The organism is Bacteroidota bacterium (genome assembly GCA_016699695.1).
GTDB lineage: Bacteria > Bacteroidota > Bacteroidia > Bacteroidales > UBA10428 > UBA10428.
The window spans coordinates 84210-105658 of sequence record CP065006.1 but is presented as its reverse complement, the minus strand read 5'-3'; the positions used below and the strand labels follow the sequence as shown (position 1 = coordinate 105658).

The window sequence follows — 21449 nt, the reverse complement described above, 5'->3', positions numbered from 1 at the left end:
AAAGCATGCAAGCAGCAGTTCTCAACCAATGGGGAGATCCGGGAGTACTTCACCTGGCAGATATTCCCAAACCCAAGCCTTCCGAAAAACAATTGATGATCAGGGTTTTTGCCTCGTCAGTGAATCCCGTGGACTTTAAACAAAGGAAGGGAAAGCATCGGTTTATTTTTGGATCTCCTTTTCCGGTAGTTTTAGGTTATGATGTTTGCGGAAAGGTGGTTGAGGTAGGTAGTCTCGTGCATCGCTTTAAAGTGGGCGATTGGGTTTTTGGCGATCTGGACAATACATATGGAGGGGCATTGGCTGAATTTGCACTCGGGCATGAACAGTGTTTTGCCCTGAAGCCTGATGGAATCAGCCCAGAAGAAGCCGCAGGTTATCCCCTGGCTGCTCTCACCGCTCTGCAGGCCTTACGCGACAAAGCCGGCGTAAAACCCGGACAGACAGTGCTGATTAATGGTGCATCAGGCGGTGTGGGTCATTTAGCCTTGCAAATGGCCAAACTTATGCAGGCGAATGTAATTGCGGTGGCCAGTGGACGCAACGAAGCGTTTATATCTTCCTTCAATCCCGACCAGTTTATCGATTATCAGCGCATAAACTTGCTTTCTCTTTCAGAAAAAGTGGATGTGTTTTTCGATGTAATCGGCAACTATTCTTTTTTAAAAACAAAGCGTTTGCTCAAACCTAACGGTGTTTACGTAACAACCCTCCCACGGCCCAAAGTATTTTTCCATAAACTGTTCCAGGCTTTCAATGGCGGAAAAAAGGTAAAAACCCTGTTGCGGAAGCATTCCGCCGCGGATATGGACCAAATTGCAAGGTGGATAGAAGAAAAGAAGCTGCGTCTGCATATCGAAAAGGTATTTTCCCTTGAACAGACAGCAGATGCCCATGCCTATGCCGAAAAGGGCCGTACACAAGGTAAAAACATCATACAGATTGGAAAAGCATGAAAGAAAGTTCAGAATTTACTTTACCCATAAAAGGTTTTACAAGTTTACTGCTTAAGGTAGCAGCTATTTTTATTGTCGGTTTGCTTTTACTTATCCTATCGCTGCAATTTATGGTTCATTGGGGTATATTTGGCCCATTACCCGACGAAACCGAGTTACGCCAACTGAAAAACAACCAGGCTTCGGATATCATCTCGGTCGATAATCGTTTGTTGGGCAGGTACTATTACGAGAACCGTACCAATGCCAGTCTTGACGAAATTCCAGTGAGCTTTTTACACGCTCTGATTGCCACAGAAGATGTGCGTTTTTACAAACACAAGGGAGTCGATTTTCGCAGCTCTATGAGGGTATTGATTAAATCGGTGATTTTAGGTAATAAAAGTGCCGGTGGTGGCAGTACACTGAGCCAGCAACTGGCCAAGAACCTTTTCCCTCGTAAACAATACCGGCTGTTCAACATGCCCATAGCCAAAATCAAGGAGATAAAAATTGCCTTAAGGCTGGAGAAAATCTATACCAAAGACGAAATCCTAAGCTTATACCTCAACACCGTATCGTTTGGCGAAAACACCTATGGCATCGAAACAGCCTCGCTGGTTTATTTCAGTAAAAAGCCAGCGGAGCTCAATGTGCAGGAGGGTGCCCTGCTGGTGGGGCTTTTAAAGGCCAATACCAGCTATAATCCACGCCTGCACCGCGAAGCAGCACTTAAGCGTCGTAACACAGTGCTGGCGCAAATGAAAAAGCATAAATTCCTTATGAAAGAGGCTGCTGATTCAATCCTTGACTTGCCCCTCGAACTGCGCTACAGACCGTTTAACCATACCGAAGGTCCGGCACCTTATTTTCGCGAACAGCTGCGCCAGGAGCTAGGTGAAATTCTGAAAGACGCAAAAAAACCCGATGGAACGCCTTACAACCTCTACGCCGATGGCTTGAACATTTATACCACGGTGAATTATACCATGCAGCTATTGGCCGAAGAGGCGTTAAGCCTGCATCTGGCCAGCCTGCAGACAAGATTCGATGCGCATTGGAAAAACAAGGAGCCCTGGAAGAAGAATCCTGAAATGGCCCGTCGGCAAATAGAACAAAGCCAGACCTATAAAAGTCTCCGGAGAGAAGGCTTATCGCATAACGAGGCGCTCGCAGCCATGAAAACACCCGTTGCCATGGAGGTTTATGGCCCAAAAGGTGAGCACGACACACTCCTCTCTCCACTCGATTCGGTGCTTCATCATTTTAAAACCCTTCAGGCTGGTGTGTTGGTCATGAATCCTTTCAATGGCGATGTGTTGGTTTGGGTCGGAGGCGCCGGGTATAAGTTTTTCAAATTCGACCATGTAAAAGCCAAAAGGCAGGCAGGATCGACCTTTAAGCCCATTGTGTATGCAGCGGCACTTGAAAAAGGAATCTCGCCTTGCGACTATTTTGCCAACGACAGTGTGGCTTACCCCGATTACCAGAACTGGGTACCTCAAAATGCCGATTTAAAGTATGGTGGCTTCTATTCCATGAAAGGCGCCCTGGCTCAATCCGTAAATACAGTAAGTGCAAGAATCATTACAAAGGTTGGTATTCAGGAGACCATTGAACTTGCGCATAAAATGGGAATAAGCTCTGATCTTCCGGCTGTACCTTCTCTTGCACTTGGTGCAGGCGAAGTTTCGCTATACGAAATGGTACAGGCTTATTGCGTATTTGCCAACAATGGCCGCACGGTTGCCCCCCGACTTATTAGACGTATCGAGAACTCGCAGGGTCAGGTAATTTATTCCGATCCTGCCCATGAGCTCCAGGATTCTGTGCTGAGCGCACAATCGGCACAAAGCATGTTAGCTATGCTGAAGGGTACTGTGGAACGTGGAACTGCCCAAAGTTTGCAATCGAAATATGGCATTTCAAGTGATCTGGCCGGAAAAACGGGCACCACCCAGAACCATAGCGATGGTTGGTTTATGTGCCTGACGCCTAACCTGGTTATGGGAGTATGGGTAGGTGCTGACAATCCGGCAGTGAGTTTCCGTAATTTAAGTTATGGACAGGGAAGCGCAATGGCTTTGCCCATTAGCGCACTGTTTCTTACAAAGCTTTATGCCGATCCACTGTATAAATACCTTAAAACAAGCAGCTTTAAAATCGATCCGGAAATATCAGAAACACTTGCATGCAGCGACTATGTCGAAGAATACAAGCAACCACTCATTGATGTTTCAGCGATTAAGGAAGAAGGTGTAGGTGAATTTATTCGCAAGGTGTTTGGACGTAAGAAGAATCAATTGGAGGTAGATAAAGAATAACATTAGTGGGCACTTAAAACCCACTGATTTTTAATTGTTTAACTTGAAGTTCTTTGACATATTTGTAATCGCATTTTGTAAGTATCTCTCTTACAGGCGTTTTATCGAGTAGAGAAATGCTGAATATTTGTAATATTTCGTAGATTGGACGGTCAACTTTCAGTTTGTTTCCAATTATGGCGACTAAACAGTAAGCAATGATCCCACAATATATTTGGATCTTAACAGCATTCATTGAATTTCCCCAAAAGGATTTAATCTTTAAGTGTTGTTTCATCCATTTGAAAAATAGTTCAACTTCCCAGCGTTTCTTATACAACATGGCGATCTCTTTGGCTTCTAACTCGGTATTATTGGTTAAGAAAACAAGTTCATTTTTACTTTCCTGATCATAATACTTTATTCTGCGAAGTTTATCGGGATATTCCTTTTTCGAATAGTGTGTTTCTAGCTTTCCAACCTGATCATATTGTACTCCTTTTGTTTTGTCAACAACTCTGGAATATAGTCGCCTAAAACGCATATTTTCTTTGGCTCTTGTTACAAAATATGCGCCTTGAGAATGCAATCTATGCAAACGACGGAAGTCAATATATGCTTTATCAACCACATAAAAACTTCCAGCTTCAAATTGGATGAGATCAAGTATATTGACATCATGGACACTTGCTTTGGTGATATGTAAAAAGCTTGGGATGGATGTCTTCACATCATATAAGGTGTGAAGTTTTATGCCTCCCTTTGCCTTTCGGAACTCAGCCCACCAAAAAACACTCAAACATAGATCAATAGTTGTGGAATCTAATGCATAAACGTTACCGTCTACCTTGACTTCGAAATCGGTTTTGTAGCAACTCCTTCTGGCCTGCTCAATTAAAACGTAAGCAAACTCTTCAAATATTCTATAACTGCGTTTTGCATTTGAAGTGCCTAGATTTCGTCGGGATACTGAAGGCCCAAATCCAAGGTGATAATATTTGGGTTGATGTGCTTCCAAACTAAGCATTAGATCACGCATACTGTCTCTTGAAGTTAGCTGTCCAAAGACCATGCAAAGCATCTGATTCCAACAAGTGAATGTTCTAACATACTTATTCCCTTCATGATTTTGAACAATCCGATCAAAAACCCTGCGGGGTAAAAAATCTGTAAGTTGTGCGAAGATAAATTTACCTTGATTCATAGAATTTGCTTGTTTTGAAGCAAATATCTAACTATTCAATTCAAATCGTCACGCTATCAAAAAACGCTACAACTGCGATGTACAAAGAATTTCAAAGAACGTAACTTAATTTATAATGCCCACTAGTGAAAGAATAAATAAAATTGGCCATTGAAATGTGGCACCCAGTAATAGCATGCGCTAATCTCGAATTCGATTTAGGTAAATCAATTAAATTGAATTTTAAGAAGTTAAACATTTTATTGACTATCACGAAATCATTCTTAAACCTGAAAGAACTGTGTCAGCAAGCATCTATTCTGATAAAAACCTTAAGCCTGACGATAAGAGTTTATTCGCTGATTTGGCCGAGACGAAAGACTATTTGGATAAAATTGCAGAATTCATTGAAACGGAATATGGCAATTTTAAATCGGAGTGGAATTTTTATGGCCAAAAATCGGGTTGGATACTCAAAATGCTTACAGGGAATAGAAATGTAATGTTTGTAATACCGTGCGACAACTATTTTCAAGTAACGTTTACATTCGGCGGAAAAGCATCTGAATTGATTCATAGTAGCGATCTGCCAATTTCAATTAAGAACGAATTGCAAAAAGCAAAAAAATATGCCGAAGGTAGGTCCATAAAAATTGAAGTGAAATCAGCAATAGATTTAGATAACATTTTGAAAGTGATACGAATAAAACTTTTAAACTGATGATTCTTTTTGGCATATATAATAGAATAGAGAATACCATATGAAATAATCAGTCACCGAGCTTTGGAGGCTAATATTATTTCTTTATCGAAGTGCCTTTTTCTATAAATTGATTGTCAATCACATTTTGAAAGCAGTAACTTTAAGTAATAAACAGAATTCAATATGAAAACAATTTTTACTACCGTCGTTTTCCTTGCCATGGTTATGACCATAAGTGGACAACCAAACTTTTTGGAAATTATCGATTCGGCAAATCATATCAGCAATTTTGAGGATAGGATAACGTATATCGAATCGTATGTAGCCCATTTAGATACAGCCGGATCGCCGGTAATAGAAACGGATACGGCTAATTTTGTTTATTATGGATCTGCTACCAGCGTCGAAATTGCAGGCGACTTTAATGGATGGGGCGGCGATGGTACCTGGACTTGCAATAAAATAGATGGAACAGATTTTTTCTGGTATTCACATACATTCGAATCAACAGCACGACTCGATTATAAATTTATCATAAATGGATCAAACTGGATACTTGACCCCCTGAATCCACTTAGCGTTTCGGGAGGCTATGGTCCTAATTCCGAACTGGCAATGCCTGCTTATGTGCAACCTTGGGAAATTCATGAGTATCCGGGAGTTGAGAAAGGAACCATTGAAAGTTTCAGTATTAAAAGTCCGGAGTTGAATAAAAATTTCAGTGTTCAGGTATACCTTCCTCCTGGTTACGATGCGTCGGCTTATTCTTATCCGGTAGTCTATGTGCACGATGGTCAGGAATACCTGAGTTTGGGAGGTATGGATCATGTAATGGATAATTTGCTGGATAGCAATAAAATTGATCCGCTCATTGGAGTTTTTATCAGGCCAAATAACCGCAACGAAGAGTACGGATTTAGCCAACGTTATCAGTATGCCCAATTTATTGCCGAAACAATGGTTCCTTATGTCGATAGTGCATTCCGGACAATTGCTTCGAAGGATTTCAGGTTAACCATGGGTACCTCACTGGGTGGAAATATCAGTGGATTGATTTCCTATACCTATCCCGGGCTTTTTGCAAACAGTGGATGGCATTCTCCTGCCTTTTGGGTTAACAATTTGGAAGTGGCTAATCTCTATACAAGTGAGTATAAAGACATAAAAATCTATCTTACCGAAGGAACTTATGAAGATTTGGGCGTGGATTGGGCAGGTTTTACCGATGATTTAACACAAACAGGTTACCAGTACGATTGGGCTGAATACCACGAAGGTCATAGCTGGGGCCACTGGCGAGCCACCATTGATGATATTCTGAAGTATTTTTATCCATTAGGAAATGCTCCGCTTGCTCTGTCTGACTTAAGTTATCAGGAATCAGGAACTGTCCGGCTATTTCCAAATCCTTTATTCGATATTGCTGCTATTTCAATTGATATTAGTCAGTCAGGTAAATATACGCTGCATGTATACAACCAACTTGGTCAGACAATAAAAACTGAAAGTTACTTCCTTACTGGTCCAGGGTCTGCTACCATGAAATTCGATGGAAGCGAACTTGAATCTGGTGCTTATTATTTTACCATTTCAGGCATGAATAAATACTATTCGGGTAAGATGCTAAAGCATTAAGAATAATTTTTCGAAAGTGACGGCAAAATTGATGCAGGCTTGAAAAATTGGTACCAACCCAAAGCAGCTGTCTTTCATCCTGAACCAAATGTCATAGGCACAAGCAATCCAAAAAAAATTAAATTTGCGATATGAATTACACAGGCGAATTGGCGGCATTGCTCACCGCAGTTTTCTGGACCATCACAGCGCTGGCCTTTGAGCAAGCCAGCCTGAGGGTAGGCTCCCTGGCGGTAAATGTCATCAGGTTGCTGTTGGGTTTTATCTTTTTAAGCCTTTTCACACTGGTATACCGTGGTGCTTTGCTCCCACTCGATGCTTCGGCTGAGGCATGGGGATGGCTGGTTTTATCGGGTTTTATTGGCTTTTTGTTTGGCGATTTATTCCTGTTTAAATCATACACCCTAATCGGTTCGCGTTTTGCCATGCTGGTAATGACCCTTGTGCCACCCATCACAGCACTTACAGGCTGGTTGGTATTGGGCGAGAAACTTAGTTTGCTAAGTTATGCGGGCATGTTTCTAACTATCGCTGGCATTTCACTTGCCATTTTTAACCGCAACCGAGCCGATGGGAAGATTAGCCTGAAACTTTCGCTAAAAGGCTTGCTATTTGCCTTTTTTGGGGCTATCGGACAAGCAGTTGGCTTGGTAATAAGTAAGCTGGGCATGGGCGATTACGACCCCTTTGCCGCCACACAAATACGCATTTTGGCAGGTTTTGTGGGTTTTGTTGCTTTGGTTACCATTCTAAGGCGTTGGCCTCGTATTGTAAGTGCCCTGCAGCATACAAAGGGAATGGTAGGAATAGGCATTGGTTCCTTTTTTGGTCCCTTTTTGGGAGTTTCGTTTTCGCTGTTGGCCATACAATATACCCAAACCGGAATCGCATCCACTTTAATGGCACTTGTTCCAATACTTATTATTCCACCTGTTGTGATTTTCTATAAACAAAAAATTACCTGGGCCGAAATAGCTGGAGTAGTCATAAGCCTGTGTGGTGTCACGCTTTTGTTCATTCGTTAGTGGTTAAAGAAAATAGTATTCACATGAAAAAACTTGGCCTCATAGGCGGTATTGGTCCCGAATCGAGTATAGAATATTACCGTCAGCTAATTAAAGCCTACCAGGAAACCGCCGGAACCACAGATTACCCTGAAATGGTCATGCACAGCATCGACCTTACTGCATTGCTGGCTTATATAAATGCAAACCAACCAGAAGAATTGGTCGGTTTTCTGGCAGAACGTATCAACGTTCTCGATGCTGCCGGATGCGATTTTGGGGCCATGGCTTCCAATACCCCTCATATGGTTTTCGATAGCCTGCAAAAGAAAGTTGACCTTCCGCTGGTGAGTATTGTAGAAGTTACCTGCCAGGCTATTGCCCAAAGCGGGTTGACTAAGGTGGCACTTTTAGGCACCCGCTTTACCATGTCGCAGGGATTTTATCAAAAGGCAGCGGAAAAGTATGGTATTGAAGTCGTTTCCCCCGTACCCGACCAGCAGGAGTTTATTCATCGCATTTACATGGGCGAATTGCTTTTTAATCGTATTGTGCCCGAAACGAAAAAGCAACTCCTTCGAATTGTTTCAGACATCAAGGAAAAAGAAGCCATACAAGGACTTATTTTAGGTGGAACAGAATTACCCCTCATACTCCATCAATCCGATTTTTCAGGCCTTCAGGTTTTCGATACCACGCAAATACATGTAGCCAGTTTGGTGAAACGGATGACTGAAAGCAAATGACATAAAATGCATCTTAATGTTGTGTTATATTGGTGGCGGTAGCAAAACCCAAGTTTCCATCTTTGTCCAAAATTCACCATCTTTAACTGAAATTATATATTATTTGTGGACAAAGAACATCGCACGAGCCTGCTAAAACTTCATTTTGTAGTATTTATCTATGGTTTTACAGCCATTTTAGGCAAGCTGATCAGCATTTCTGCCATCGACCTGGTTTGGTACCGCATGCTGGTAGCGGTGGCGGGTCTAAGCGTCTTATTGTTCCTGCAGGGTTTTAATCTTAAAATATCCTTTCGTGCGGGCATACAAATTCTTCTGGTAGGGTTGATTGTGGCTGCCCATTGGATTAGTTTCTTTGGTGCCATTAAATTGTCGAATATATCCGTCACCCTCGGATGCCTGGCTTCCACCACCCTCTTCACCAGCATACTTGAGCCCCTTATTCTGAAGCGAAAAGTGAATGCTGTTGAAGTAATCATCGGACTGATTATCATTGCCGGACTTTACCTCATTTTTCAGTTCGAAATTCATTACCTCGATGGAATTCTTGTGGCACTGGCTTCGGCTTTTCTGGCAGGTTTATTTACTGTGCTTAACAAAAAACTGGTACAAAAGCATTCCACACGCCTTATAACTTTTTACGAAATGGTAGGTGGCTTTATTGGAATAAGCCTTTTCTTCTTATTCACAGAAGGCTTTAGTACAGAATTCTTTCTTCTGCCTGTAAGCGATGTGTTTTATTTGTTGCTACTTGGTTTGGTTTGCACAGCCTTTGCCTTTGCCATACAAGTCGATGTAATGAAAAAGCTGTCGGCCTACCTGGTGGCGCTTACCATTAATCTGGAGCCTGTTTATGGTATTATTTTGGCCTGGCTGTTTTTTCGCGATACCGAATTGATGTCGACAGGTTTTTACATAGGTACAGTTATAATTCTAGTGGCAGTGCTTGCTTTTCCGGTTTATCAATCGCGGCGAAGGAAGGCTGAGGTTTTGCAAAAAAAGCCTTAACTTATCGCTTCAATTTTGTTGGAGAAACCATTAAATCGATGAAAGGCATTAAATATTTGTACTAATTAGAAGAGCAAACAAAGAAATGGTTTTTTAATTGTGGATATAATGGAGTTAGAAGTAAGCACCTTTTGAATACATAGACAATTTATATGGATAGCAGAATTGATAATCTGACATCAGAAGAACGAATTGAATTGGAAAAGGAATTAAGATTGAATTATATCACATCTGCAACTCTTTTCATGATGATAATCGTATTAATTCAAATTTTTAAATTGGCTGACTCAGGGCTTTGGAATATATCAGCACTTGAGATTCTTATAACTTTTGGACTTTCATTAATTGTTTTTGTAATTACGCACATATTAACTAAGCAATTAAGGGACGACATCCATCGAGGTCAAAAAATAATTGAGTTTAGAATAATTGAAAATAAATTTGAATATCTCGACAGACAAGATAGACTTTCACCAGAGGTTAAAAAATATGTTGTGGTTGCAGATGGTGAAAAGTATGAGATTAGTGAAAAACAATATGAAGTAGCTGAGAAGACTGACTTAATTGCAATTCATAAAACAATAACTAGAGAAAAAAGACTAAAAATTGAAATCCAGAAAACACCAGCTGCCAACAGCTACTAAGAAATCTTTGAGTTGAAGCGCAGATAAGAAAGCATATATTACTCAAGTTTCTGTTTTCTTGGGGGAATAAGACGCTGCTTCGAACTCCCCTACGTTTTCTAGCAACATGCGTTTTACGTCATTGAAAATTACCCAAAGTAGTATACTTCAGATAAAATATTTACTCGGAAATAATTCAAATAAAATAAATATGTTGAAAAATGAAAATTGGCTATTAATACTCACTTTTGTTTATCCACATGAAGCACATTTTGCCAAAGCATTTCTTGAATCAGAAGGAATTGAATCGGAAATTCGAGATGAATTAACAGCACAAATGAATAATTTTTACTCTAATGCAATTGGTGGAGTAAAATTAATGGTGCGTGAAGCTGATTTTAATAGTGGAATTGAAGCACTTAAAAAAGGTGGCTATATAAATGAAACTATTGTTAATGAAGCTGATAAGATTGAAATAGTTTTTGTGGAAAAAGGCTTTAATATAAATATTTGCCCATATTGTAAATCTGAAAATATTAGTATTAAAAAGGTTCCTAATATTTGGACCGTAATTGTAATTTTCCTTTTCAATGCTGTATTTCCAATATTTAAAAAGTCATATAAATGTTATGAATGTGAAAAAGAGTGGAAATATCAAAAGAAATAATTATTAATAAAACGCTATAAAGTGCATGGTCTGCGAATAGGCTACTAAGAGAGGGCAGAATAAGTGGCTATAACATGGAAGATGGTGTACGATAATAGGTGAAAACTTTGCACTCAGCACATGACTCATAACTATCAACCAAAACCTCTTCAAGATGGAAAGTAAAATGACATATATACAATACATTTTTTCGGATAAAAAGGCAATGAAATATTGGATAAGTATTCTTGCTATTATCTCGATTTTTCCTATTATTTTCTTTTTTACAATTGGATTTAGAGAACTTTCTATTTGGGAATCCTTACGATTACTCAGAAGTTTATCTATTTTTATATTTATCTATCTGGGATTTTACACATCGGGGTACATAAAATACAGACTTCAAGAGAGATTTGAAAAATATTACAATTCAATGTTCGATAGCATTGCAAGCTTGCCAGTACTGATATTTCAAGACAAGTTAATTATTAAGCCACATAAGACGAACTATGAGGCCAAGATAAATGTCGAGCCGCGTTTAGATAATTACAAAGTATGCAGGATTGATAATACATTAGTAATTCTTGGAAAAGTTTATGATTTGGGGATATTTAGAAGACATATGAGGCCAATACAAATTAATATGGCCAATTCAGAAGTTGATAAACTGAAATATGTCTTAAAGCCAAAGATTAGAGATTTATTCTACGATGAAAATGATTTAGTAATTACATTTGAAAGAAGCATTAACGAGATAAACAAGCTAATATTAAAGGATTTTAAAAGTATTTACAGCCATTAGCTTATGAAATTGTACATGCGATTTTCGATAGTTAGTAGCTCGTAAATAAAAGTAGCTGTAAACTGATAGGAAATAGCTTCGTACTCCCGCACGACACCATACCAAAACTGTTAAGCGCAAGCCGATTAATTCTACCGTAATCACACAATATCATAACTTACGGTGAATTATATCACGAAAAGTATTATCTTCGAATAAAAAACAAAAGATGTATTCAAGATATTTAAGAGAAATAATTGAAAGTAGATTAGGTTCGGGTAAAGCTATAGTTGTTATTGGACCAAGACAAGTTGGAAAAACAACTCTTATTGAATTGATACTCGAAACAAAAGATTATTTATTGCTTGACGGGGATGACCCCAAAACAAGAACACTATTAACAGAACCTAATACTGAACAGATTAGGGCAATTTTAGGGAAATATAAATTTGTATTTATAGATGAAGCTCAAAGAATAGAAGGTATTGGGCTTACCATGAAAATTATTACGGATAGGTTTAAAGATGTTCAATTATTCACAAGTGGTTCTTCTTCTTTTGCCTTAACCAATAAGATTAATGAGCCATTGACTGGCAGGAAATGGGAGTATCAACTGTTTCCTATTTCATGGGAAGAATTCGAAAATCATCATGGGTATTTGAGTTCCGAGCAACAATTAGAAAATAGACTACTGTATGGATTTTACCCTGATGTCTTAAATAATGTTGGAGATGAAATTAGTATCCTAAGAAATTTGGTAAATAGCTATTTATACAAGGATATCTTTTCATATTCCGACATTAGAAAGCCTGAGGTGCTGGAAAAGTTGGTTCAGGCATTAGCCCTTCAATTAGGTAGCGAAGTGAATTATTCAGAATTAGCTCAGATTGTTAATGTTGATAAAAATACTATTAGCAAGTATATTGACATACTTCAACAAGCTTATATTATTTTCAAATTGGGTAGTTTTAGCAGAAATGTTCGTAATGAAATAAAAACGAACAAGAAAATATATTTCTACGACAATGGTGTTCGTAACATGGTTATAGGGAATTTTAATCCTCTGGATTTAAGAACAGACAAAGGTGCATTATGGGAAAATTTTTTAATTTCTGAGAGAATGAAACAAATCGAGTATAAGCAAAGTCTAGCTCGAACATATTTTTGGAGAACTAAACAGCAGCAGGAAGTTGATTTTGTCGAAGAAAATAGTGGAAAGATAATTGGTTATGAATTTAAATGGAATAAAAAAAAGACATCAAAATTACCTAAGACTTTTGTAGAATCATACAATGCAGAGAGTAATGTTATTGATAAAGATAATTTTAGAGAATTTGTAATATTGCCAGCGCCCAACAATGTATATACAAAATAGGCGCAAAATCAATAAATTCAAGGCTCGCAGCCCGCTTCAACTTTGTAATGGTTTGATAAGTTTGAAGCCCGCAACCGCCTACTTTGTATTTACTAAATGTTAGCCACAATTAATACAGAAGATACCGCATCATGAAAAAAATAAAAATTTACCAAATCGATGCTTTTACCGATAGACTGTTTTCTGGCAATCCTGCAGCCGTTTGCATTTTAGATAATTGGTTAGAGGATGATGTGATGCAGTCGATAGGAAATGAGAACAATCTGGCTGAAACAGCCTTTGTTGTTCCAAAGGAAAAGGATTTTGAGATACGATGGTTTACACCTACCACTGAAGTTGATTTATGCGGTCATGCCACACTTGCTGCGGCCTTTGTGTTATTTGAGATACTTCACTACCCTCCATCGGTGGTCAGATTCCATTCAGTGAAAAGCGGATTGTTAACAGTATCGAAAAAGGACGGTATGTTATTTCTGGATTTTCCAACCGACAAATTGGATATTGTGAACAACGATTTTAAAACTACGATAGAAAATTGTATAGGGATTAAGCCCATTGAACTCTTCAAAGGTAAAACAGACTATATAGCTATAATTGAAAGTGAAAAGCTATTAAAAAATCTTCAGGTTAATTTGAGCGAAATTTCAAAACTAAATGCACGAGGATTAATAGTTACGGCTAAAGGTGACACAGTTGATTTTGTCTCTCGTTTTTTTGCCCCACAATCGGGTATAAACGAGGACCCTGTGACAGGTTCGGCGCATACTTCTTTGATACCCATTTGGTCAGAAAAATTAGGAAGAAAGCAATTGACAGCAAAACAGTTGTCAAAAAGGGGCGGACAACTTTTTTGTGAGTATCAAAATGAAAGGTGTTTAATTGGGGGTCAGGTCAAATTGTTTCTTACAGGAGAAATATACCTCGATTAAAATGAAAAGAATAGCAATAGAAGGGGAAATTAAATGAGCTGAAGGGATAATGACGGTCCATTTGAGGAGGCCTGGATTATTTGCTATCGCTAATGAGAACACTGTGCTACGTTTCGAAGTTCCAACCTATCAAAGCCTAGCATTTTTTGAGTAATTGTCCAAAAAATTGTTGAAATATAATTTTAGGAATAAATTTGTTAGCTGCGAGCAAATAATTAGATAGGTATAGATTTATGAAAAGAATAATATAAGTTCAATTAATTATTGGGTATAATTAGCAGCAACATTTTATTATACAAAATCTATTGAGTTCTGAAGTATATGTTTGTTTTACCTGGCTAAATTAAACAGTAAATTTTTGCTAAAGATTTAAAGTAAATAGTAATAACAAAACTAATATTATTGTAAAAATGAGAAAAATTCACTTTATCATTGTTTTTTATGCTTTCGTAGCCATATTCTCTTCAAATATAATGGCTCAACAATTCGAACTAGGATGGAAAGGAACTGATATTCTCCAGAAGGATTTATTTACCGATAATTCCAAATGGGACCTCGCATATACTAAAGGGGACAGTTGCTATTTAACAACCGACTCGGCTAACATTTATCTTCACTGGAGTTTTGGGCCAGGTGCCCGGAAAAAAAGTATAATTTGTAAACAGATACTAAATAATCCCATACAAATTTCAGATAAACTAATAGGTGTTGATATAAAAGGGTCGATCTGCAATGATAATCGACATGTTAAATTAGGATTTGAAGACACAAAAAATGAAGCATATCATACATGGCATGGGTTAGCTAGCTTAAACAGGTGGTTTGAACGACTATCATTACTTAAGGAACAGTTCAAAGGAAATATCAACTGGAATGAAATCAATGCAATTAAATTTGAGGTATTTTCAGATAGTTCTGCTAATGATACACTAGAAGATTCTGGTGTATTGGTTATACGAAAACTTCAATTGGGCAATCCATCAGAATGGCAAAGGATAAACTATTTTGAAACATTAATTGACAGTTCTATTTTAGACACAATAAAAAACCAGGCTATTAAGGGTATCTTGGCCCGCCAGGTTCCAAACGGCCTTTTTTATACCTGGAAAGAAGACCCTACCTCTTGGCTATATGGCCACGGTATGCTTTTAAAACTTTTATCAATTGAGGGGGAATGGGAAAATTCTCTACCAATTAATGATTGCGCTAAGGCTGCAGAAAAATTAGCCTTGTTTTTTGTTGAAAATCAGGATAGCATAGGTTTTTGGCCCAGGGCCTGGTATACAGAGTCAGGTAAAATAAAATGGAGAATTGAATCTTATGGCGAGGTTTTCATGGGTGATTTTCCATGGGTTATCACAGGCCTGGTCAATTATTATGCAAAATCCGGAGATAAACGCGTTTTGAATTCCATTTCAAGGGCAAAAGCATTTCTTTACAACCTTATTGAAGAAGATGGAAGTTTTTACACGTTAAATGTAATTAAAAATACCAAAGTCGAAATTACAAGCTCCGAACTTTATTCATCTGCAATTCAAAGTTTATATGAACTGGGCGATACTGCAAAAGCCGCTAAATTGTTAAATTATATTTCTTCAAAAACATGGGACAGCAACTTAAAATACTGGAGAGAAGGAATTCATTATCCGGCGATAATTTTATTTGCAAATACATGGTTATCGCAACTTAGTTATATTAGCCATGATTATCAGAAAGCGTATGATGCTCTATCTTTTGTTGGAAAGGCACTTTATACAAAAGGATCCGGAGAGCCGGATGGCTTTGATGGAATAGGCCCGGTAGCAACCTGGTTCGAAGGTACGCTGACTTATATTTGTGCAGGTGGCCCCGGAAGCCAGGAGCTTTTTTACAACCTGGTTCAATACAGAAATCCGGATGGCACTGTACCGGCATACAACGATAATATTGGAGGTAAAGTTGATGTGTGGGCAGTTAACTGGTCGAGCCTCGATGGCACAATATGGTTGTATTTTGCAGCGTCAAAAAGTTCACCTTTTAAAATTTACTACAAATCAAATCTACCAGATTAAATTAATAATTAGCTGGCATTTTTCGAAGGTAAACCAATTTCGAAAACACCTTTAAGAGATAATTGCGGCTAGATTTAAGGATTTAATTTCGAATGAAAATTAAATATCAGCTTGAAAAATATAATGTTAAGTTTTAAACTAATTCTAAAGATTAATGCATTTGTAAACTGTTACCTGCACTTCACTAAACTTTAAAGTCATGAAAAGAGCTATTATTCTGTTAATGGGTATTATTTCCCTTTCAGCACTTCGTGCCCAAACAACTGCGGGCTGTATCGAAGGAAATTGCAAGCAGGGTTATGGAAAATTCGTGTATGCCAATGGCGATAGCTATGATGGAAACTGGGTCGCCAGTCAGCGCAGTGGCTCAGGAAAGCTTAAAAACAGCAACGGCGATACCTATGACGGCATGTGGCTGAACGATGCCTTTCACGGGCAAGGAACTTATGTGTGGCCCGATGGCTCAAAATATACCGGCGAGTGGAAAAATGGCCTGCAGGAAGGCTATGGAATCTTTTTCTATCCCAATGGTGATAAATATACTGGCTACTTCAAAGCCAACCGTTTTCATGGAAAAGGGAAATATACCTGGGCCGATGGCAGCAGCCAGGAAGGGCTTTACGAAAACGGTGATTTCATTAAATAGTTAGATTTACAGTGGGATACAAAGAAATTGAATTGCGCCTGCCGGTGGGTATGAGCGACAGTGAGCTGGAAAAACAGGTAGGTAAAAGCACTGGGCTAAAGGAATTCACTTTCGAGATTTTGCTTAAAAGTCTCGATGCCCGTAACAAGCAAAAAATATGCTGGCAGTACCGTTTGGGAGTAAAGTCCGAAGCGCTGCGCACCGGTGAGGCTCCAGCTGTTCCGCTCATTGAAATTCCACTCCAAAAGCATGTAGAAAAGGTGGTGGTGGTAGGTAGCGGTCCTGCAGGGATTTTTGCGGCTCTGGTATTGGCCGAGGCTGGAATGAAACCTATTCTACTTGAGCGGGGCAGTAAGGTAATGAAACGTAAACATAGCATCGACCATTTCGAAAGCACTGGTCAGTTCGATTCGTATAACAATTATTCTTTTGGCGAAGGAGGTGCCGGAACCTTTTCCGATGGCAAGCTCACTTCGCGCACCAAGGGCATTTCACTTGAACGCAATTACATCTACAAGAGCTTTATCGAAGCGGGCGCACCTGCCGAAATTATGTACATGACCCACCCCCATGTAGGAAGCGACAACCTGCTCGAAGTGACTACCCGCCTGCGCCAAAAGCTAATAGACCTTGGTGGGCAGGTTCATTTCGACACCATGCTGGAAGATATTGTTTTAAAAAACAAGAAAATAGAGAAAGTGCGCACCTCGAAAGGCGATTTTGAGATCGACTATCTTGTGCTGGCCATCGGCCATTCAGCTACCGAAACCTACCGCATGCTGATGAGACGTGGGGTACCCTTTCAGACCAAGAATTTTGCCCTTGGAATGCGGGCAGAACATCCGCAGGAAATCATTAACAAGGCGCAATGGGGCAAGCCTTCGCTTCCAGGCGTAAAGGCTGCCGAATACAGGCTTACAGCCCAGAGCGAAAGTGGCAAAGCGGTGTATTCGTTCTGTATGTGCCCCGGAGGTATCATTGTACCGGCCACCGCTTATGAGGGTTCGAACCTGGTAAATGGCATGAGTTATTACAAGCGCAACGGAAAATTTGCCAATGCCGCGGTAGTGGCTGCCGCGCATCCCGATGAGCTGCTGCAAAAAACAGCCACACCCGAAGAGACCCTCGACTGGTTGGAAGCGCTCGAGCAAAGATTTTATGTTTATTCGCAGGGATACAAAGCTCCTGCGGTAAGTATTGCCGATTTTACTCAGAACAGGATTACAAAAAAGCTCCCTGAATCGAGTTATCCATTGGGACTTGTGCCTGCTGAGGTAGATGCCCTCCTGCCGAATAGCATAGCAATGGCCATGCAGCAAGGATTAAAACAATTTGCCCAGAAATTAAAGGGCTATGAACTAGGATTACTAGTAGGGCTCGAAAGCAAAACCTCATCACCCGTGCAGGTGATAAGAGACAAGGAATCTTATAGTTGCGGGTACGACAACCTTTACCTTGCAGGCGAAGGCAGCGGTTGGGCCGGTGGAATTATCAGCTCAGCAGCCGATGGCATTAAAGTGGCCATGGCTGTGTTAAAAGTGGCCAGATAGTATCAGCGAGCCAGGGAACATTTGTTTAAATTCACATCCATCAGATAACCACGGCAAATACCTTTAATGCTTACCATATCCCCCACTTTCAGTGCTTCGAGGCCATGGGGAGTTTCACTAAAACCGCACAAAACTCCTGACATGGTATCCGGATTTTTCAAGTAAATTGAAACTCCGGTTTCTGTGGAACTAATTTCGGCAATGGTGCCGCTTACCTTAATTACTTTATCGAGATATAAGGTATTGGCCCTTACCTCATCCTGTTCAAAGTAAAACAACAAACTATCTGAGCTTATTTCAAGTTCTGCTTTGGCTGAATTTACGTTGGTGGCCGATTTGCGGAATACAAAAGCATAAGTGATGAGTGCCCCTAGCACTCCGAGGACAAGCACGATTAGAATAATCCTTTTCATATGGATAGGCTTTAAATTAGTTGGCCTGATAAGAAATATCTACAGTAACTTCAATCTCTTTGGCAATTTTTTCTTTTACCAGGTCTGGTATTACAATCTTATAGTCTTCGCTAATCACCATAAATTTCGATTGCACAGTGGGCAGTCCATTTTTAATAATTATTTTTCCGGGTATCGAAACATGTTTTGTTACACCATGTATGGTTAAATCTCCCTCAACAAGGGCATCATAACTTCCATCGGTTTTGAAGTTAATCTTATCAAGATTCGTAATTTTTCCTTTAAAACTTGCCTTAGGGTAGGTTTCTGATTCCATGTAATTTACATTGAAGTGCTCTTGCATAAGGGCAATTTTAAACTCAAAGGAACGAATTAAAAGACTGAATTGAATATCTCCGGTAGCAGCATCTAAAATACTGGCAGCCTGATTGTTATGCGCTTCGATATCTTCAATGGCAGTATGGGAATAAAACCAGATGTGTCCGGTTTTTGAAATGTATTTCTGGGCATTTACAATTAAAGTGGATGCAAGAAAAACCAGAATCAAAAATCTTGTTTTCATATTAATTAATTTTAAAGTGAAGTTTAAGATTAAACAATCGAGCGTGCTTTTTGCTCATTTTAAGGCAAAAACCCTCGAAATGTTGAAACCAAAATGGATATCTCCATCAAGCCAATTACCTGTTGTTTCAGCAATATAACCTTTTTCGATCATAGCCAGCGAATTGGATACATGCAACTGAAATACATGGCCTCCGGTTTCGATGTCAAGTCCAATGGACAAAGGATTGTATGTTTTCAGACTTCGAAAATCATTTTTTGGCGGAAAAACATAATAATACTCTGCGTTCACCGATAGTCTTCGGGTTAATTTATACCTGCCTCCACCTCCAATGGAAAATACATCGTTCGGGTCGAGTTCCGTTTCAACCAGGTTACGGTGAATATAGGTTGGATTGATTTCTATTGATATTTGTTCATTAAATTTCCTGGCCACTAAAATCTGTGTAGTATAGCTAAACCGGTCCCATTGAGGCAAGGTGCCTGCTTCTTCCCATTTTAGGCTGTTATAGGCTGCTGTGGTAAGCAGCGAAAACGAAACCGGAATATTTTTTTTGCCTTTCGATTGCCTTAGAATGGAAAACTTCAATAATCCATCATACGTCTTTTCATAAGTGCCACGGCCTATTCCAAGCATTAACCAGTTTGTAATACCGTAATCGAGGCCGAGATGAATATTCGCCTGGTCAAGACCCCAAAGCTCGTAGGCGCCTGAATTTAGTGTGCCAAAGCGGTGCGAAATTCGAAAATCGAGCTGGCCCGCTAACATGCGTTCTATCGAATGGCCTGTAACTATGCGGGTAGATTTAAAAGTTTCGATTACTTCTTCTGTATTCTCAGAAGTAGCTTCCGCAAGTAAATCGTCAATATCCTGCGCGCCTGTATTGGTGGTCAGCAGACCAAGTATCAGTAAAAGTATGGAATACAATTTTGGCATCGTAATAGAATTTAATTATTTGGAGCACCTGCATTAACCCATGTTTCTAAAATGCTAATGTTACAGGTGCTAAGCTTAGCAGATCCTTTGGGCATAGGAGAATAGCCAGAAGCGTGTGTTATTGATCCAATAAGTTTTCCGTTGTCAGCTTGTATCTTTACATCGGCATAGGTTTCTAATTTTATAGAGTTTCCAATCGGTACACTACCATGACAGCTCACACAATATTGGCTGATAACAGGCTCCACCGAACCAGAATAGGTCATGGAGGTTGAATCACAGGCGTTATCTGTTTGTGGGAAAAGAGACTCTTTGCTATCGTAATAGCATGCAGTGATAAGGAAAGCTGCTAAAATCAAAGCACAGGGCCAGCATTTGATAAACTTTATCATATGTTGTGTATTTATTAATTATTCAGAGACCCCTGGTCAATCCAAAGCTCAATTTGTCGAATGGTACAATCGTCCAATTCTCCGGATGGTGGCATGCCAACAAATCCAGTTTCTTTGCGGATTACTCCCAATAGAATTGGAACACCATTGCGCAAAGTATTTGCATAATAGTTAATCTGATCATAATTGCTCAGATCCACTCCACCACTCGAAGAAATAGAGTTGTGGCATCCTACACAAGAGCGGTCAATGGCAGGCCACACAGTTTGTGAATAGCTTATCGGATTTATTGTATCGCAGGTGGTTGTGGGACAGTTGCTATTTAAGGCACCTTCGGCTATCCATTTTCGAATGATTTCTTTTTCTTCCAAGGTAAATGCAGGCATAGGTGAAGGGGGCATTCTGTCGTCGCCGGTTTCGTTTAATACCTGGTACATTTCGCTATTAGATGGATCAAACGGATCTACAGCGTCGTCACTTGCCATGATATGCGCATAGGTGGTAAAGATATAGCCTTCTGTTGCAGTGATTTCGTCGTGGCAGCCAGTAATGCCGCAACTAGATAGAACTAAAGGTTGAACATCCTGAACAAAACAAACGCTATCAGGTGTTTGTGGTGGTGTATTAGTACAACTTGTGTTGTTTGCGCCCTGTTCAATCCACACTAAAATTAAATTCCTTTCGGCCTGTGTGAGGGGGTACATCAGGTGGCATCAGACCTTTTTGATATACCCGGGTGATTGACTCGTAAAGCAGGCTTTCTTTGGCATTGCCAGGCTTCACAAATGAGCGGACCGATTGGTAACTGGTTGCATCTAAGCCTTCGCTTTTTGTGGTGCTATTATGGCAACCCGAAAGGGCACAAGATGCTTGAAGAATAGGAGCAATTGTGCTGTCGTAGCATACCGTATCGAGTTCGGAAATAAAATTGGGTTCGTGGTAGCATGAAGTCATCAGGATCTGACTTATAATAACCATAACCGGAAAAATGGTAAGAAACAATAGATGCCTTCTGTTCATAGCGGTAT

General features: G+C 39.6%; 22 protein-coding genes. 15 read left to right on the top strand and 7 right to left on the bottom strand.

Going from position 1 to position 21449, the window contains the following annotated elements:
* Positions 1 to 5: 5 nt before the first annotated feature.
* Both IPM71_00445 and IPM71_00440 read left to right on the top strand, forming a co-directional pair.
* Positions 6 to 956 (top strand): NADP-dependent oxidoreductase, encoded by a 951-nt coding sequence (locus tag IPM71_00445; protein QQS51228.1) that lies wholly within the window; start codon positions 6 to 8, stop codon positions 954 to 956.
* Positions 953 to 3259 (top strand): transglycosylase domain-containing protein, encoded by a 2307-nt coding sequence (locus tag IPM71_00440; GenBank protein ID QQS51227.1) that lies wholly within the window; start codon positions 953 to 955, stop codon positions 3257 to 3259. Before IPM71_00445 ends, IPM71_00440 begins: the two co-directional genes overlap by 4 nt.
* A 13-nt stretch (positions 3260 to 3272) precedes the next feature.
* On the opposite strand, the gene IPM71_00435 is transcribed toward IPM71_00440, so the two are convergent.
* Complete coding sequence (locus IPM71_00435) at positions 3273 to 4442, bottom strand: IS4 family transposase (protein QQS51226.1); 1170 nt, start codon at positions 4440 to 4442, stop codon at positions 3273 to 3275.
* Between the two features lie 280 nt (positions 4443 to 4722).
* Here IPM71_00435 and IPM71_00430 point away from each other — a divergent pair, with 280 nt between their 5' ends.
* From IPM71_00430 to IPM71_00370, 13 genes are all read left to right on the top strand, one after another.
* Complete coding sequence (locus IPM71_00430) at positions 4723 to 5142, top strand: DUF3788 domain-containing protein (GenBank protein QQS51225.1); 420 nt, start codon at positions 4723 to 4725, stop codon at positions 5140 to 5142.
* A 165-nt stretch (positions 5143 to 5307) separates the two neighbouring features.
* Positions 5308 to 6759, top strand: coding sequence for a T9SS type A sorting domain-containing protein (locus IPM71_00425; protein QQS51224.1), 1452 nt, complete (start codon positions 5308 to 5310; stop codon positions 6757 to 6759).
* Positions 6760 to 6890: 131 nt separating this feature from the next.
* Entirely contained in the window at positions 6891 to 7784 is an 894-nt protein-coding gene (locus IPM71_00420; protein ID QQS51223.1) for a DMT family transporter, read from the top strand.
* 23 nt (positions 7785 to 7807) lie between these two features.
* Positions 7808 to 8509 (top strand): amino acid racemase, encoded by a 702-nt coding sequence (locus tag IPM71_00415; GenBank protein QQS51222.1) that lies wholly within the window; start codon positions 7808 to 7810, stop codon positions 8507 to 8509.
* Positions 8510 to 8614: 105 nt separating this feature from the next.
* Positions 8615 to 9517, top strand: a complete 903-nt coding sequence (locus tag IPM71_00410; GenBank protein ID QQS51221.1) for a DMT family transporter — start codon at positions 8615 to 8617, stop codon at positions 9515 to 9517.
* 152 nt (positions 9518 to 9669) lie between these two features.
* Positions 9670 to 10161, top strand: a complete 492-nt coding sequence (locus IPM71_00405) for a hypothetical protein (GenBank protein ID QQS51220.1) — start codon at positions 9670 to 9672, stop codon at positions 10159 to 10161.
* A gap of 190 nt (positions 10162 to 10351) precedes the next feature.
* Positions 10352 to 10807, top strand: coding sequence for a DUF2007 domain-containing protein (locus IPM71_00400; protein ID QQS51219.1), 456 nt, complete (start codon positions 10352 to 10354; stop codon positions 10805 to 10807).
* Between the two features lie 154 nt (positions 10808 to 10961).
* Entirely contained in the window at positions 10962 to 11588 is a 627-nt protein-coding gene (locus tag IPM71_00395) for a hypothetical protein (protein ID QQS51218.1), read from the top strand.
* 208 nt (positions 11589 to 11796) lie between these two features.
* Positions 11797 to 12942 (top strand): ATP-binding protein, encoded by a 1146-nt coding sequence (locus tag IPM71_00390; protein ID QQS51217.1) that lies wholly within the window; start codon positions 11797 to 11799, stop codon positions 12940 to 12942.
* A gap of 131 nt (positions 12943 to 13073) precedes the next feature.
* The gene (locus IPM71_00385; GenBank protein QQS51216.1) at positions 13074 to 13871 is read left to right on the top strand and encodes a PhzF family phenazine biosynthesis protein; all 798 of its coding nucleotides are present in this window, start codon (positions 13074 to 13076) and stop codon (positions 13869 to 13871) included.
* 410 nt (positions 13872 to 14281) lie between these two features.
* Entirely contained in the window at positions 14282 to 15922 is a 1641-nt protein-coding gene (locus IPM71_00380) for a hypothetical protein (GenBank protein QQS51215.1), read from the top strand.
* A 199-nt stretch (positions 15923 to 16121) separates the two neighbouring features.
* Positions 16122 to 16568: a hypothetical protein gene (locus tag IPM71_00375; protein ID QQS51214.1), complete on the top strand. Its 447-nt coding sequence runs from the start codon at positions 16122 to 16124 to the stop codon at positions 16566 to 16568.
* Between the two features lie 11 nt (positions 16569 to 16579).
* Entirely contained in the window at positions 16580 to 18118 is a 1539-nt protein-coding gene (locus tag IPM71_00370; GenBank protein QQS51213.1) for an FAD-dependent oxidoreductase, read from the top strand.
* Positions 18119 to 18120: 2 nt separating this feature from the next.
* On the opposite strand, the gene IPM71_00365 is transcribed toward IPM71_00370, so the two are convergent.
* From IPM71_00365 to IPM71_00340, 6 genes are read right to left on the bottom strand one after another with little or no spacing between them, the layout of a single operon-like run.
* Positions 18121 to 18531, bottom strand: a complete 411-nt coding sequence (locus IPM71_00365) for a hypothetical protein (protein QQS51212.1) — start codon at positions 18529 to 18531, stop codon at positions 18121 to 18123.
* Between the two features lie 16 nt (positions 18532 to 18547).
* Complete coding sequence (locus tag IPM71_00360) at positions 18548 to 19093, bottom strand: YceI family protein (GenBank protein QQS51211.1); 546 nt, start codon at positions 19091 to 19093, stop codon at positions 18548 to 18550.
* A 54-nt stretch (positions 19094 to 19147) separates the two neighbouring features.
* The gene (locus IPM71_00355; GenBank protein ID QQS51210.1) at positions 19148 to 20029 is read right to left on the bottom strand and encodes a hypothetical protein; all 882 of its coding nucleotides are present in this window, start codon (positions 20027 to 20029) and stop codon (positions 19148 to 19150) included.
* Positions 20030 to 20040: 11 nt separating this feature from the next.
* Positions 20041 to 20421 (bottom strand): hypothetical protein, encoded by a 381-nt coding sequence (locus IPM71_00350; protein ID QQS51209.1) that lies wholly within the window; start codon positions 20419 to 20421, stop codon positions 20041 to 20043.
* A gap of 14 nt (positions 20422 to 20435) precedes the next feature.
* Entirely contained in the window at positions 20436 to 21125 is a 690-nt protein-coding gene (locus IPM71_00345; GenBank protein QQS51208.1) for a hypothetical protein, read from the bottom strand.
* A complete protein-coding gene (locus IPM71_00340; GenBank protein QQS51207.1) occupies positions 21076 to 21441 on the bottom strand; it encodes a hypothetical protein in 366 nt (121 codons plus the stop codon). Before IPM71_00340 ends, IPM71_00345 begins: the two co-directional genes overlap by 50 nt.
* Positions 21442 to 21449: the final 8 nt, after the last annotated feature.